The 15,094-nt window shown below is 62.9% G+C and carries 13 protein-coding genes; 12 read left to right on the top strand and 1 reads right to left on the bottom strand.

What is annotated here, in order from left to right; genetic code table 11:
• The first annotated feature begins 38 nt into the window (after positions 1-38).
• The 12 genes from E3Z29_RS23560 (at position 39) to E3Z29_RS23500 (ending at position 11,639) form a co-directional block, all read left to right on the top strand.
• Positions 39-2,252: a DNA internalization-related competence protein ComEC/Rec2 gene (locus E3Z29_RS23560; protein ID WP_134787084.1), complete on the top strand. Its 2,214-nt coding sequence runs from the start codon at positions 39-41 to the stop codon at positions 2,250-2,252.
• A 111-nt stretch (positions 2,253-2,363) separates the two neighbouring features.
• Complete coding sequence (locus tag E3Z29_RS23555; protein ID WP_003227083.1) at positions 2,364-2,999, top strand: MotA/TolQ/ExbB proton channel family protein; 636 nt, start codon at positions 2,364-2,366, stop codon at positions 2,997-2,999.
• A complete protein-coding gene (locus tag E3Z29_RS23550) occupies positions 2,996-3,424 on the top strand; it encodes a biopolymer transporter ExbD (RefSeq protein ID WP_097088472.1) in 429 nt (142 codons plus the stop codon). Before E3Z29_RS23555 ends, E3Z29_RS23550 begins: the two co-directional genes overlap by 4 nt.
• Positions 3,424-4,434, top strand: a complete 1,011-nt coding sequence (lpxK, locus tag E3Z29_RS23545) for a tetraacyldisaccharide 4'-kinase (protein ID WP_134787083.1) — start codon at positions 3,424-3,426, stop codon at positions 4,432-4,434. Before E3Z29_RS23550 ends, lpxK begins: the two co-directional genes overlap by 1 nt.
• Positions 4,435-4,455: 21 nt before the next feature.
• Positions 4,456-4,641 (top strand): Trm112 family protein, encoded by a 186-nt coding sequence (locus E3Z29_RS23540; RefSeq protein ID WP_003174668.1) that lies wholly within the window; start codon positions 4,456-4,458, stop codon positions 4,639-4,641.
• On the top strand, positions 4,638-5,402 hold the full coding sequence (gene kdsB, locus E3Z29_RS23535; protein ID WP_134787082.1) for a 3-deoxy-manno-octulosonate cytidylyltransferase: 765 nt from the start codon (positions 4,638-4,640) through the stop codon (positions 5,400-5,402). The genes E3Z29_RS23540 and kdsB overlap by 4 nt, the downstream gene beginning before the upstream one ends.
• Positions 5,402-5,866 (top strand): low molecular weight protein-tyrosine-phosphatase, encoded by a 465-nt coding sequence (locus tag E3Z29_RS23530; RefSeq protein WP_134787081.1) that lies wholly within the window; start codon positions 5,402-5,404, stop codon positions 5,864-5,866. The genes kdsB and E3Z29_RS23530 overlap by 1 nt, the downstream gene beginning before the upstream one ends.
• Positions 5,863-6,882, top strand: coding sequence for a UDP-N-acetylmuramate dehydrogenase (gene murB / locus E3Z29_RS23525; protein WP_134787080.1), 1,020 nt, complete (start codon positions 5,863-5,865; stop codon positions 6,880-6,882). Before E3Z29_RS23530 ends, murB begins: the two co-directional genes overlap by 4 nt.
• Positions 6,883-7,277: 395 nt before the next feature.
• On the top strand, positions 7,278-7,748 hold the full coding sequence (locus E3Z29_RS23515) for a (2Fe-2S)-binding protein (protein ID WP_027612345.1): 471 nt from the start codon (positions 7,278-7,280) through the stop codon (positions 7,746-7,748).
• Positions 7,745-10,066, top strand: coding sequence for a xanthine dehydrogenase family protein molybdopterin-binding subunit (locus E3Z29_RS23510; protein WP_134787079.1), 2,322 nt, complete (start codon positions 7,745-7,747; stop codon positions 10,064-10,066). The genes E3Z29_RS23515 and E3Z29_RS23510 overlap by 4 nt, the downstream gene beginning before the upstream one ends.
• Positions 10,066-11,046 carry an XdhC family protein gene (locus E3Z29_RS23505; RefSeq protein ID WP_027612347.1) on the top strand — a complete coding sequence of 327 codons (981 nt, stop codon included), beginning with the start codon at positions 10,066-10,068 and terminating at the stop codon, positions 11,044-11,046. The genes E3Z29_RS23510 and E3Z29_RS23505 overlap by 1 nt, the downstream gene beginning before the upstream one ends.
• Positions 11,043-11,639, top strand: a complete 597-nt coding sequence (locus E3Z29_RS23500) for a nucleotidyltransferase family protein (RefSeq protein ID WP_134787078.1) — start codon at positions 11,043-11,045, stop codon at positions 11,637-11,639. Before E3Z29_RS23505 ends, E3Z29_RS23500 begins: the two co-directional genes overlap by 4 nt.
• 189 nt (positions 11,640-11,828) lie before the next feature.
• On the opposite strand, the gene rne is transcribed toward E3Z29_RS23500, so the two are convergent.
• Entirely contained in the window at positions 11,829-15,083 is a 3,255-nt protein-coding gene (gene rne / locus E3Z29_RS23495) for a ribonuclease E (protein WP_134787077.1), read from the bottom strand.
• Between the last annotated feature and the right edge of the window lie 11 nt (positions 15,084-15,094).

Here is a 15,094-nt window from a genome sequence, read left to right as displayed (position 1 = left end):
CAGCTACCCCTAATGCACGAACTCTCAAGGACGGGCTTATGCGCACAGGGATGATGGCGCTGGCAGTCGGTCTGCTGGTTCCGGTTTTTTTGCCGGTTTTACCGCCGGTCGGGTTGATGATGTTGTTGCCGTTGGTGGGACTGATGTTGTTGCCGTTTCGCAGCTATCCCCTGGCGTTTCTGCTATTCGGTTTCACCTGGGCGTGCGTCAGTGCGCAATGGGCGTTGAATGATCGCCTGCCGGAAGCGCTTGACGGCGAAACCCGTTGGGTCGAAGGGCGGGTGGTCGGTTTGCCGCAAACCAGCGAGGGCGTGGTGCGGTTCGAGTTGGCCGATGCCCGCTCGCGACACGAAAAATTGCCGTCGTTGATGCGTCTGGCGTGGTACGCCGGGCCGCCGCTCAACAGCGGTGAGCGCTGGCGGCTGGCGGTGAAGCTCAGGCGCCCCGGTGGTTTGCTCAATCCCGACGCCTTTGATTACGAAGCCTGGCTGTTGGCGCAACGCATCGGCGCGACCGGCACGATCAAGGATGGTCAGCGCCTGGCCGAGGCAAACTGGGCATGGCGCGACAGCATTCGTCAGCGCTTGATGGCAGTCGATGCCCAAGGCCGGGGCGGTGCATTGGCGGCGCTGGTGCTCGGCGACGGCTCCGGGCTCAGCCGCGAGGATTGGCAGATCCTGCAGGACACCGGCACCGTGCATCTGCTGGTGATTTCCGGTCAGCACATCGGGATGTTGGCGGCGGTCATCTATCTATTGGTCGCCGGGCTGGCGCGCTACGGCTGGTGGCCGCTGCGCTGGCCATGGCTGCCATGGGCCTGCGGGCTGGCGTTTGCCGCGGCGCTCGGTTACGGCTTGCTCGCCGGGTTTGATGTGCCGGTGCAACGGGCCTGCGTGATGGTCGGGCTGGTGTTGTTGTGGCGCCTGCGCTTTCGCCATCTCGGCGCGTGGTGGCCGCTGTTGCTGGCATTCGATGCGTTGCTGTTGCTCGACCCGTTAGCCAGTTTGCGTCCGGGTTTGTGGCTGTCGTTCGCCGCGGTGGGGATTTTGATTTTCACCTTCGGCGGGCGACTCGGTGCGTGGAAATGGTGGCAGACCTGGACCCGCGCGCAATGGCTGATTGCGCTGGGTCTGTGCCCGGTGTTGCTGGCGCTGAACCTGCCGATCAGCCTCAGCGGGCCATTGGCAAATCTGCTCGCGGTGCCATGGGTCAGTCTGCTGGTGCTGCCACCGGCACTGCTCGGCACGCTGTTGTTGCCGGTGCCTTACGTCGGTGCAGGCTTGTTGTGGCTGGCCGGTGGTTTGATCGACTGGCTGTTTCGCGGCTTGTCGCTGATCGCCGGGGCCTGGCCGGCGTGGATCTCGCCGTCGTTGCCGTGGTGGGTTTTGCTGCTCGGCAGTCTCGGCGCCTTGCTGTTGCTGTTGCCGCGCGGGGTGCCTTTGCGACCGTTGGGCTGGCCGTTGCTGTTGATTCTGCTGGCGCCGCCGCGCGAGCGAGTGGCCGATGGACTGGCCGATGTCTGGCAGCTCGATGTCGGTCAGGGCCTGGCGATCCTGATCCGCACGCGTCATCACGCGTTGCTCTACGACGCCGGTCCACGCTTTGGCGATTTCGATCTGGGGGAGCGAGTGGTGCTGCCGGCGCTGCACAAACTGAGGGTCGAGCGCATTGATTTGATGCTGCTCAGTCATGCCGACGCCGACCACGCCGGTGGTGCGCTGGCAGTATCGCGGGGCTTGAAAGTGACGCGGGTGATCAGCGGCGATCCGCCGGGGCTGCCCGCCATCCTGCGGGCCGAGGCCTGTGAAAGTGGACGTCAATGGCAGTGGGACGGGGTCAGTTTTCAGCTGTGGCAATGGTCGGCGGCCCATGACAGCAATCAGCGCTCCTGTGTGTTGCAGATCGAGGCCAATGGCGAGCGGCTGCTGCTGACCGGCGATGTCGACACGGCTGCCGAACGGGTTTTGCTGGAAAGTCCGTTGGCGCTGCCGACGCACTGGCTGCAAGCGCCGCACCATGGCAGCCGCAGTTCCTCTTCGATGGCTTTGCTGCGGGCATTACGTCCGCATTCGGTGCTGATCTCCCGGGGCCAGGGCAATTCGTTCGGTCATCCGCACCCGCTGGTGCTCGCGCGTTATCGCCAGCAAGGGCTGCGCATCTACGACAGCGCGCAGCACGGCGCCATTCAACTGCGCCTGGGCAGCTTTCAGGCACCGAGGCTGATGCGTCAACAACGGCGTTTCTGGCGTTGAAACACCATTGATCGCGGGATCGCCGAATGTGGCATCAGGTCGTCGGGGCAGCGGGTCTTAATCGCCAACCGGTATGGTAAAGTGGCGCACTTTTTCGAGGGGACTGTCACTGTGTGGGAATTGGTCAAATCCGGCGGCTGGATGATGTTGCCGATCATTCTGAGTTCCATCGCGGCCATGGCGATTGTCGCCGAGCGCCTGTGGACCCTGCGCGCCAGCCGCGTCACCCCCGAGCATCTGCTGGGTCAGGTCTGGGTCTGGATCAAGGACAAGCAGCTCAATAAAGAAAAGCTCAAGGAATTGCGCGCCAACTCGCCGCTGGGTGAAATCCTCGCCGCGGGCCTGGCCAACTCCAAGCATGGTCGCGAGATCATGAAGGAATGCATCGAAGAAGCCGCCGCGCGGGTGATTCACGAGCTCGAACGCTACGTCAACGCGCTGGGCACCATCGCTGCCATGTCGCCGTTGCTGGGCCTGTTGGGCACGGTGCTGGGCATGATCGACATTTTCAGCGCCTTCACCGGTTCCGGCATGACCACCAACGCCTCGGTCCTGGCCGGCGGTATTTCCAAGGCACTGATCACCACCGCTGCGGGCCTGATGGTCGGTATTCCGTCGGTGTTCTTCCACCGTTTCCTGCAACGCCGCATCGATGAGTTGGTGGTGGGCATGGAGCAGGAAGCGATCAAGCTGGTTGAAGTGGTGCAGGGCGACCGTGACGTCGATCTGGCCGGGGACAAAGCGTGAAATTCCGTCGCAAACCCCGGGAAACGATCGACATCAACCTCGCGTCGCTGATCGACGTAGTGTTCATCCTGTTGCTGTTTTTCGTCGTGACCACCACCTTCACCCGCGAGACACAGTTGCGCGTCGATCTGCCGGAATCGGTCAGCGGATCGCCCGCCGAAGACCAGCAGCTCAAGCAACTGGATGTCGCGATCAGCGCTGAAGGCGTGTTTTCGGTGAACAACAAGATTCTGCCGAAGAATGACCTGGCGACGCTGATGGAGGCCATGCAGAAAGAAGCCAACGGTGACACCAGCATGCCGTTGTCGATCAGTGCCGACGGCAAGACCCAACACCAATCGGTGATCACCGCCATGGACGCGGCCGGCAAGCTCGGTTTCAGCCATTTGCGCATGACCACGGTCGAGGCGGCGCCCAAATCCTGATGAGCCTGTCCGATCGTTTGCTCGCCGCGTGGTATCAGGGGCATCCGGCCCTGACACTGCTGCGGCCGCTGGAAATGCTCTACCGCCGCGTAGTGGTCAACAAGCGTCAGCGTTTTCTTGACGGTGAAGGCCAGATCTATCAGCCTCCGGTGCCGTTGATCGTGGTCGGCAACATCACCGTCGGCGGCACCGGCAAGACACCGATGATTCTGTGGCTGATCGAGCATTGCCGACGCGCCGGTCTGCGGGTTGGTGTGGTCAGCCGAGGTTATGGCGCCAAACCACCGCAACTGCCGTGGCGGGTCACCGCCGAGCAGAGCGCCGAGATCGCGGGCGACGAGCCGCTGTTGATCGTGCAGCGCACCGGCATACCGCTGATGATCGACCCTGATCGCAGCGCGGCGGTCAAAGCCTTGCTCGCCAGTGAACCGCTGGACCTGATCCTGTCTGACGACGGCATGCAGCATTACCGTATGGCCCGGGATCTGGAGCTGGTGCTGATCGACGCCGCCCGTGGTTTGGGCAACAAGCGCTGCCTGCCGGCCGGTCCGTTGCGCGAGCCGATCGAGCGCCTGCAAAGCGTCGATGGCGTGCTGTTCAACGGTGCCACTGCGGATCGTGAAGACGGTTTTGCCTTTCACCTGCAACCGACCGCACTGGTCAATCTACGCAGTGGCGCGCGCAAGCCGCTGGCGCATTTTGCGCCCGGTCAATCGGTGCACGCGGTGGCCGGGATCGGCAATCCGCAACGTTTCTTCAATACCCTCGAAGCGCTAGACTGGCGAGCAGTCCCCCATGCGTTTGCCGACCACGCCGAATACAGCGTGCAGGCCTTGAATTTCACACCGTCATTGCCGTTAGTGATGACCGAAAAGGACGCGGTGAAGTGCCGTGCCTTCGCAGCAGACGACTGGTGGTATCTGGCGGTCGATGCCGTGCCGTCACCGGCCTTCGTGGCCTGGTTCGACACCCAATTGATGCGCCTGTTGCCCGATCGTCTTTTGCCTTAACTCTTTATCCAGGGAATGTTCATGGACACCAAATTGCTCGACATCCTCGCGTGCCCGATCTGCAAAGGCCCGCTCAAGCTCAGCGCCGACAAGACCGAACTGATCAGCAAGGGCGCCGGTCTGGCCTATCCGATCCGCGACGGTATCCCGGTGATGCTCGAAAGCGAAGCGCGCACCCTGACCACTGACGAGCGTCTGGATAAATGACCACTGCTTTCACCGTTGTCATCCCGTCGCGTTACGCCTCGACCCGCCTGCCGGGCAAACCGCTGCTGGATATCGCCGGCAAGCCGATGATCCAGCACGTCTGGGAACAGGCGAGCAAAAGTAGCGCCAGCCGTGTGGTGGTCGCGACCGACGATGCGCGCATTGTCGAGGCCTGCAAAGTGTTCGGCGCGGAAGTAGTGCTGACCCGTGAAGATCACAATTCCGGGACTGACCGCCTGGCGGAAGTCGCGGCGAAGCTGGGTCTTGCGCCGGACGCGATCGTGGTCAACGTGCAGGGTGATGAGCCGTTGATCCCGCCGAGCGTGATCGATCAGGTCGCGGCTAACCTCGCCGCCCACACCGAAGCGCGTATGGCCACCCTGGCTGAGCCGATCGAAGACGTTGAAACCCTGTTCAACCCGAACGTGGTCAAGGTCGTCAGCGACCTCAATGGTCTGGCGCTGACCTTCAGCCGCGCGACCCTGCCATGGGCGCGTGACGCCTTCGCCAAGAGCCGCGAGCAGTTGCCGGAGGGCGTGCCGTATCGCCGCCACATCGGCATTTATGCCTACCGCGCAGGCTTCCTTCAGGACTTCGTGAGCTGGGGCCCATGCTGGCTGGAAAACACTGAATCCCTCGAACAACTGCGTGCCTTGTGGCATGGCGTGCGGATTCACGTGGCCGATGCGTTGATCGCGCCGCCGACCGGTGTCGACACCGTTGAAGACCTCGAGCGCGTTCGTCGCCTGCTGGGGGCCTGATGCGCGTTCTGTTCGTGTGCCTGGGCAACATCTGCCGTTCGCCCACTGCTGAAGGCGTGCTGCGCCACAAATTGCGCGAAGCGGGGCTGGCGGATCTGGTTGAAGTGGCGTCCGCCGGCACCGGTGACTGGCACGTCGGCAATCCGCCGGACAAGCGCAGCCAGGCTGCAGCCAAAGTGCGTGGTTATGACCTGTCGGCGCAACGCGCGCAGCAGGTCAGCCGCGCCGATTTCGCCAGTTACGACCTGATTCTGGCCATGGACAACAGCAACCTGCGCAACCTCAAGGCGCTGCAACCGTCCAGCGGCAAGGCCGAGCTGGACCTGTTCCTGCGCCGTTATGCCGGTGTGGTCGATGAAGTGCCGGATCCGTACTACGACGGCGATCAAGGCTTCGAGCAGGTGCTGGACCTGATCGAGGCAGCGTGTGACCAACTGTTGATCGAAGTGAAGGGCCGGTTATGAGTTTGCAGCTTCAATCACAGGTTTCGCTGAAACCGTTCAACAGTTTCGGCGTCGACGTTCGCGCGCAGTTGTTCGCCGAGGCCCACAGCGATGCCGACGTGCGCGAAGCGCTGGCCTATGCAACTGCCCATGACCTGCCATTGCTGGTGATCGGCGGCGGCAGCAACCTGCTGCTGACCGCAGACATTCCGGCGCTGGTGTTGCGCATGGCCAGCCGTGGCATTCGGTTGATCAGCGATGACGGCAGCCGCGTGGTGATCGAGGCTGAAGCCGGCGAACCGTGGCATCCGTTCGTGCAGCACACGCTGGCGCTGGGTTTTTCCGGTCTGGAAAACCTCAGCCTGATCCCCGGCACCGTGGGCGCGGCGCCGATGCAGAACATCGGCGCCTACGGCGTCGAGATCAAGGATGTGTTCGCCGGGCTGACCGCGCTGGATCGCCAGACTGGCGAGCTGCGAGACTTCAGCCTGGAAGAATGCAACTTCGCCTACCGCGACAGCCTGTTCAAGCAGCAGCCGGGGCGTTGGCTGATCCTGCGGGTGCGCTTCAAGCTCGATCGTGTTGCGCATCTGCATCTGGAATACGGCCCGGTGCGTCAGCGCCTGACCGAGCAAGGCATCGAGCAACCGACACCCAGCGACGTCAGCCGCGCGATCTGCAGTATCCGCAGCGAAAAATTGCCGGATCCGGCGGTGCTCGGCAATGCCGGCAGTTTCTTCAAGAATCCGCTGGTGTCGGCCGCGCTGGTCGAGCAGATCAAGGCGCAGCACCCGGATCTGGTGGCCTATGCGCAAGCGGACGGGCAGATGAAACTGGCCGCCGGCTGGTTGATCGAGCGCGCTGGCTGGAAAGGTTTCCGCGAGGCCGATGCCGGCGTGCATAAATTGCAGGCGCTGGTGCTGGTCAACTACGGCACCGCGACCGGTCTGCAATTGCTGGAGCTGGCGCAACGCATCCAGAAAGATATTGCCGAACGTTTCAATGTCGAACTGGAAATGGAGCCGAACCGCTATTGAGGCTACGCTTCAGGTCGGTATCCAAAGCCCTGCACTGAACAAAAAGTGCAGGGCTTTTTTGTTAACGGTGGGTTAACTTAGCCAGCTAACGATAACCGTCATTTGCTCCACCAAAGGCCCGGTGCAGACGTTCGCGTCGGCACAAGAGAGCCTGTGCCAACCACATATCAGTCAGCGATGACCCTGTGGCGAGGGAGCTTGCTCCCGCTGGGGCGCGTAGCGGCCCCGCTTTCAAGAAGGGCCTGCTCCGCAGTCCAGCGGGAGCAAGCACCCTCGCCACAGGCTCAGTGTTCGGCTTCACTGATGTGTATTGGCCCATTAGCCTGAGTCGATCTGCGTGAACCACCGCCAGTTCTGCTCGACCCCATGACCACCAAGAATATGCGGGCGTGCCCATGATTACCCTGAAACTCAATGGCCAGGATCACCCACTGGATGTCACCGAAGACATGCCGCTGTTGTGGGCAATCCGTGATGTCGCCGGTTACAACGGCACCAAATTCGGCTGCGGCATGGGCCTGTGCGGTGCCTGCACCATTCATATCGACGGCTTGCCGGCGCGCAGTTGCATCACGCCGATCGGCTCGGTGGTCGGGCAAAACGTCACCACCATCGACAATCTGCACGCCGATCCGGTCGGGCAAGTGGTGCAGCAAGCCTGGCTCGATAGCGCCGTGGCGCAGTGTGGTTTTTGTCAGGGCGGACAGATCATGTCCGCCACCGCGTTGCTCAAGACCAACCCCGATCCGAGCGACGAGCAGATCGAAGAGGCAATGGTCGGCAACATTTGCCGGTGCGGCACCTACAACCGGATCAAGACCGCGATCCGCCAGGCCTCGACTCACTTGAAGGAGGCCAAGGCATGAGCCGCTTGCCGAATGATTTCGCCCTGAGCAATCTCAGCCGCCGTGGCTTTCTCAAGGGCGTCGGCGCCACGGGCGCATTGGTGCTGGCCGCGAGCTGGGGCTGGCAGGACGCACTGGCTGAAGACAAACCGAAGAAGTTCGGTGCCGACGGCATGCCCAACGGATGGATTGACGATCCCAAGGTCTACGTCAGCATTGCCGCAGACGGCACGGTCATCGTGGTCTGCAACCGCTCGGAAATGGGCCAGGGTGTGCGCACCAGCCTGACCATGGTGGTTGCCGATGAACTGGACGCCGATTGGGCCAAGGTCAAAGTCCTGCAGGCGCCGGGTGACGAAGTACGTTTCGGCAACCAGGACACTGACGGTTCGCGCAGCATGCGTCACTGGTATGAGCCGATGCGTCGTTGCGGCGCGGCGGCCCGGACCATGCTGGAACAAGCCGCCGCCGCGCAATGGCAGGTGCCGGTGGGCGAGTGCCAGGCGCAGTTGCACAAAGTCCTGCACACACCGTCCGGTCGCGAGCTGGGTTACGGCGAACTTGCCGCTGCAGCCAGTGCACTGGCGGTGCCGGCCCGTGACAGCCTGCGCCTCAAGCAGCCGTCAGAGTTCCGCTACATCGGCAAGGAAGGCACCAAAGCCATCGACGGTGCCGATATCGTCAACGGGCGCGCGGTGTACGGCGCGGACGTGCATTTCGACGGCATGCTCTACGCCACCATCGCCCGTCCGGCGGTGTACGGCGGCAAGGTCAAGTCGCTGGATGACAGCGCCGCGCTGAAGGTTCCGGGTGTGCTGAAGATCATGCAGATCGAGAGCCGTCCGCTGCCTTCGGAATTCCAGCCGCTGGGCGGCGTAGCGGTGATTGCCAGCAATACCTGGGCGGCGATCAAGGGCCGCGAGGCGCTGAAGATCGAATGGGACGACGGCCCCAATGCCAGTTATGACTCGATCGCTTATCGCAAGGAACTGGAAGCGGCGTCGCGCAAACCCGGCAAAGTGGTGCACAACACTGGCGATATCGACAAAGCCCTGAGCGGCGCAGCGAGCAGTCTCGAAGCGTCCTATTATTTGCCGCATCTGGCCCAGGCACCGATGGAGCCAATGGTCGCCATCGCTCGCTACGACAAAGGCGTGTGTGAAGCGTGGGCGCCGAGTCAGGCGCCGCAGGTGACTCGCGAACGCATCGCCGAGCGCCTGGGGCTGCCGTTCGACAATGTCACCTTCAACGTCACGCTGCTCGGTGGCGGTTTCGGCCGTAAATCGAAGCCGGATTTCGTCGTCGAAGCAGCGATCCTTGCCAAGGAGTTCCCCGGTAAAGCCGTGCGGGTGCAATGGACCCGCGAGGATGACATCCACAACTCGTATTTCCACACGGTGTCCGCCGAGTATTTGAAAGCCGCTGTCGGCAAGGACGGCATGCCCTCCGGCTGGCTGCATCGCACAGTGGCGCCGAGCATTACTGCGCTGTTCGCCCCGGGCATGAACCATGAAGCGGCGTTCGAACTGGGCATGGGTTTCACCAATATGGCTTACGCGATTCCCAGCGTGCGCCTGGAAAACCCCGAAGCCACGGTGCACACCCGGGTCGGCTGGTATCGCTCGGTGTCGAACATTCCTCACGGTTTTGCGATTCAGAGTTTCGTCGACGAACTGGCGCACAAGGCTGGCGTCGATCCGCTCAAGTACCAGATCAAGTTGCTCGGCCCGGATCGGCAGATCGACCCGCGTACCCTGAGTGAGGAGTGGAACTACGGCGAATCCCCCGAGCGCTACCCGATCGACACCGGGCGCATGCGCACGGTACTGGAAACCGCGGCCAAGGCTGCCGGCTGGGGGCGTCAGTTGCCCAAGGGCCGAGGCCTCGGTCTGGCGGTGCATTACAGCTTCGTCACCTATGTGGCGGCGGTGATCGAAGTCGAGGTCAAGGACGACGGTACGCTGATCGTGCACAAGGCTGACATCGCCGTCGATTGCGGGCCGCAGATCAACCCTGAACGTATCCGTTCGCAGTTCGAGGGCGCGTGCGTGATGGGCCTGGGCAACGCGGTGCTGGGTGAAATCAGCTTCAAGGACGGCAAGGTCCAGCAGGACAACTTCCATATGTACGAAGTGGCGCGCATGTCGCTGGCGCCGAAGGAAATCGCGGTGCATCTGGTGACGCCGCCGGGCGACGTGCCGTTGGGTGGTGTCGGTGAACCCGGCGTGCCGCCGATTGCGCCGGCGCTGTGCAATGCGATCTTCGCCGCCACCGGCCAGCGCATCCGTAACTTGCCGGTGCGTTATCAGTTGCAGGGCTGGCAGAAGGCGCAGGCGTAATGGACAGCGCCGATCTCAACGTCCTGCGCAGCGTGCTTGAATGGCGACGCGCCGGGCAGCGAGTGGTGCTGTTCAGCGTGGTGCAGACCTGGGGCACCGCGCCCCGGGCACCCGGCGCGATGTTGGCGTTACGTGAGGACGGCGTGGTGATCGGCTCGGTGTCCGGCGGTTGTGTCGAGGATGACTTGATCGCCCGTCTGCACGACGGGCGCATCGCCAGCGACGGCCCGCCAGTGCAACTGATTACCTATGGCGTCACCCGCGAGGAGGCGGCGCGGTTCGGCTTGCCCTGTGGCGGCACGCTGCGCCTGACCGAGGAGCGGGTCGCTGATCCGGCGTGGGTCGCCGAGTTGCTCGCCCGTTGTGAAACGCATGAAATTGTCGCCCGTGAGCTGAACATCGAAACCGGTGAAGTTGTGCTATCAGCGGCGAGCAAATCCGATGTGCTGGCATTCGATGGTAAGACCCTGCGCGCCATTTATGGCCCGCGCTGGCGCCTGCTGCTGATCGGCGCCGGGCAGCTGTCGCGCTACGTGGCGGACATGGCGCGGCTGCTGGATTTCGAGGTGCTGATCTGCGATCCGCGTACCGAGTTCGTCTACGGCTGGGAAGAGCACCACGGTCGCTTTGTCCCGGGCATGCCGGATGACGCGGTGTTGAGCATTCAGACGGACGAACGCACAGCCATCGTCGCGCTGACTCACGATCCCCGTCTGGATGATATGGCGTTGCTCACCGCGCTCGATTCGCCGGCCTTCTATGTCGGTGCACTCGGATCGCGGGTCAACAGTCAGAAACGCCGGGACAATCTGGCTCAGCTGGGCTTGTCACCCGAGGCGATCAACCGTTTGCACGGGCCGATCGGTTTGCACATCGGCAGTCATTCGCCAGCGGAGATTGCCCTGTCGTTGTTGGCGGAGATCGTCGCGATCAAGAACGGCGTCGAGTTGAAACAGAAGAAAGTCGTGGAGGGCGCATGAGTCGATCTATCGCAGTGATTGTGCTGGCGGCGGGCGAGGGCAGTCGCTTTCGCCAGGTTGCCGGTGCCGACAAGGACAAGTTGCTGGCCGATTGCACCGGGCGTGATGGCGCGGTGCGCTCGGTGATCGAGCAAGTGTTGCTGAATCTGCCGGCCAACCTCGACAAGCGGGTGCTGGTGACCACTGAAGCGCGGCCGCAGGCGATGCGCATGGCTCAGGCTTATGGCTGTGACGTGGTCTCGATTGAATCGACCGGGATGGGTGACAGTATTGCGGCTGGCGTCGCAGCCTGCCCCGAGGCGGATGGCTGGTTGATCGTGCTGGGTGACATGCCGTTTATCCTGCCGTCGAGTATTGAGCGGGTGGTGGCGGCAATGACCGATGACGCGGTTAGTGTGCCGGTGCAGGAGGGCGAATTTGGGCATCCGGTGGGGTTCGGGCGTTCGTTCGGGCCGGGCTTGCAGGCATTGAGTGGTGATCGCGGCGCCAGGCTTTTGTTCAAGCAGGGCAGGGTGATTGAGGTAGCGGTGGATGATCCCGGGGTGTTTTGGGATATCGATGTGCCCGATTCTCTTGTATTCCCCCAATCCTGAGCCTCCTGCAGAGCTTTTGTGGGAGCGGGCTTGCTCGCGAATGCGGAGCGTCAGTGACTTCCAGGGTGGCTGACACACCGCATTCGCGAGCAAGCCCGCTCCCACATTGAAGGGTGGTGAAGCTTGAACTGGAGGCATGAAAAAGCCCCGCCTGATTGCTCAGGCGGGGCTTTTTATTGGCTTGCGGAATCAGACGAGCGGTTTAGGCTCGTGTTCTTTTTCCTCGGCCGCCTGGTGATGCTCGACCGCGTCCTGAACGGAGCGTGGTGCTTCGGCGATCACCGACTCAACCACGGCCTCTTCAGTCACAGCAGCAACTTCGACCACTTCAGCCGCCGGAGCAGCAGCGGCAGCCAGTTCGGCTTCCTTCTGCAGACGCTCGGCTTCACGCTTGCGGCGACGCACTTCACGTGGGTCGTTTGGCGCACGGCCGTTTGGCGTCAGGGCGCTGACCGGAGCGGCTTCAACCACTGGAGCAGGGGCTTCGGCAGCCACTGGCGCTTCGACCACCGGTGCTTCAACCACTGGCGCTGGAGCAGGTTCAGCGGCTTCGACCACTGGCGCGGCAGCCTTGGCTTCTTCAACCACTGGGGCTTCAACGACTGGCGCTGGAGTTTCAGCGACGGCAGGCTCGGCAACCCAGTTGAACGCGGTCTGTTCTTCACGAACTTCACGCACGGTTTCGGTCACGGTTTCAGCGACGGTTTCAGCAACCGGCTCAGCAGCCACAACTGGCGCTTCAATAGCAGGTTCTGCAGCAGCTTCAACCTGAGGCAGTGTTTCTTGAACCGGTGCCACTTCGACTTCCGGAGCAGCAACCACTTCCACTGGGGTGGTGGCCTCAACGACCGGCGCTTCCACTGGAGCGGTTTCCTGAACAGCGGCGGTAGCGCGTTCGGCTTGCTCGTGAGCCTGTGCTTCGGCCGGAGCGCTGATCACGCTGCTGGCAACAGCGGCAGTGACGGCCAGGCCGGCAGCCAGATCGGCAGCGCTTGGTGCTGGTTCAGCGTTTTCGCCGGACTCGGACTCTTCCGAACCTTCGATCACGTTGCCGTTGGCATCACGCTGACGCTCGCGACGGTTGCTGCGACGACGCTGACCACGGGAGCGACGACGTGGACGATCGCCTTCGGCGTTGTCCTGACCGTCTTCCGGCAGTTGCTCTTCGTTGCTGTTCACTTCTTCTTCAGCAACGGCAGCAGCCTGCTCGGCACGCGGTTGACGCTCTTCACGCGGTGGGCGTGGAGCGCGCTCTTCGCGAGGCTGACGGGCCGGACGCTCTTCTGCGACCACAGCGGCAGCGGCAGCTGCTACGGGTGCAGCCGGAGCGGCGTCCAGTGGCTCGCGCAGTTCACGTACACGCTCTTCACGCTCGCCACGTGGCTTGCGGTCTTCGCGCGGCGCACGTGGTGCACGTTCTTCACGCGGAGCGCGGGGTGCGCGTTCTTCGCGGGCGGCCGGTGCTTCGCTGCGGGCTTCACGCGGCTCGCGGGCTTCACGCGGCTCGCGGACTTCACGGGCTTCACGTGGCTGACGCTCTTCACGCGGCTCGCGTGGGGCGCGCTCTTCACGCGGCGCACGTTCTTCGCGCGGCTTGCGCTCTTCATCGCGGCGACCGTTACGGTTGCGGCTCTGCTGACGACCGTTGCGACGCTCTTCGTTGCGGGCTGGACGCTCGGTGGCCGGTTTTTCAACGACGACCGGAGCGGCTGGCTCTTCTTTGGTCGCGAACAGGCTGACCAGCGATTTCACCAGGCCCTTGAACAGGCTTGGCTCTGGCGCGGCAACCGGAGCCGGTGCAGCAGCGACAGGCGCGGCGACTTCGGTCGGCACCGGCGCATTGGCACGGGCCGGCGCAGTCTTGACCGCGGCTTCCTGGCGAACCAGGGTGCGGGTCGCAGCGGCTGGCTGGACTTCTTCGACTTCGGCAGCGGCAGCAGCGATTTCGTAGCTGGACTGGTTGGTCGCAGCTTCCGGGCTGTCGTCACGCAGACGCTGAACTTCGAAGTGCGGGGTTTCCAGGTGATCGTTCGGCAGAATGACGATACGGGCACGGGTGCGCAGTTCGATCTTGGTGATCGAGTTGCGTTTTTCGTTGAGCAGGAACGCGGCGACCGGGATCGGCACCTGAGCGCGCACTTCGGCAGTGCGGTCTTTCAGGGCTTCTTCTTCGATCAGGCGCAGGATCGCCAGCGACAGCGATTCGACGTCACGGATGATGCCGGTGCCGTTGCAGCGCGGGCAGACGATGCCGCTGCTTTCGCCCAGCGATGGACGCAGGCGCTGACGGGACATTTCCAGCAGGCCGAAGCGCGAGATGCGGCCGATCTGCACGCGAGCGCGGTCGGCTTCCAGGCATTCGCGGACTTTCTCTTCCACGGCGCGCTGGTTCTTGGCAGGGGTCATGTCGATGAAGTCGATGACGATCAGGCCGCCGATGTCGCGCAGGCGCAACTGACGGGCGATTTCTTCGGCGGCTTCAAGGTTGGTCTGCAGCGCGGTTTCTTCGATGTCGCTGCCTTTGGTGGCGCGCGCCGAGTTGATGTCGATGGACACCAGGGCTTCGGTCGGATCGATGACGATGGAGCCGCCGGAAGGCAGTTCGACGACGCGCTGGAAAGCGGTCTCGATCTGGCTTTCGATCTGGAAACGGTTGAACAGCGGAACGCTGTCTTCGTACAGCTTGATCTTGCTGGCGTACTGCGGCATCACCTGGCGGATGAAGGTCAGGGCTTCGTCCTGGGCTTCAACGCTGTCGATCAGCACTTCGCCGATGTCCTGGCGCAGGTAATCGCGGATGGCGCGGATGATCACGTTGCTTTCCTGATAGATCAGGAATGGCGCGGAGCGATCCAGCGAGGCTTCTTTGATGGCAGTCCACAGTTGCAGCAGGTAGTCGAGGTCCCACTGCATTTCTTCGCTGCTGCGGCCCAGGCCGGCAGTGCGCACGATCAGACCCATGTCGGCTGGAGCAACCAGACCGTTCAGCGCTTCACGCAGTTCGTTGCGCTCTTCGCCTTCGATGCGACGGGAGATACCGCCGGCACGCGGGTTGTTCGGCATCAGCACGAGGTAACGACCGGCCAGGCTGATGAAGGTGGTCAGGGCGGCGCCCTTGTTGCCACGTTCTTCTTTTTCGACCTGAACGATGACTTCCTGGCCTTCGCTCAGGACGTCCTTGATGTTGACGCGGCCTTCAGGGGCTTTCTTGAAGTATTCGCGGGAGATTTCTTTGAGGGGCAGGAAGCCGTGGCGCTCGGAGCCGAAATCGACAAAGGCAGCCTCAAGGCTTGGTTCGATGCGAGTGATACGGCCTTTGTAGATGTTGGCCTTCTTCTGCTCGCGTGCACCGGATTCGATGTCCAGGTCGTAGAGGCGTTGGCCATCTACCAGTGCAACACGCAACTCTTCGGGTTGAGTTGCGTTAATCAGCATTCTTTTCATGTAGTACCGTC

The sequence above is a fragment of the Pseudomonas sp. S150 genome (assembly GCF_004526365.1).
GTDB lineage: Bacteria > Pseudomonadota > Gammaproteobacteria > Pseudomonadales > Pseudomonadaceae > Aquipseudomonas > Aquipseudomonas putida_A.
Note: the sequence above shows the minus strand (reverse complement) of the source record. Positions and strands in the feature narration are given on the sequence as shown.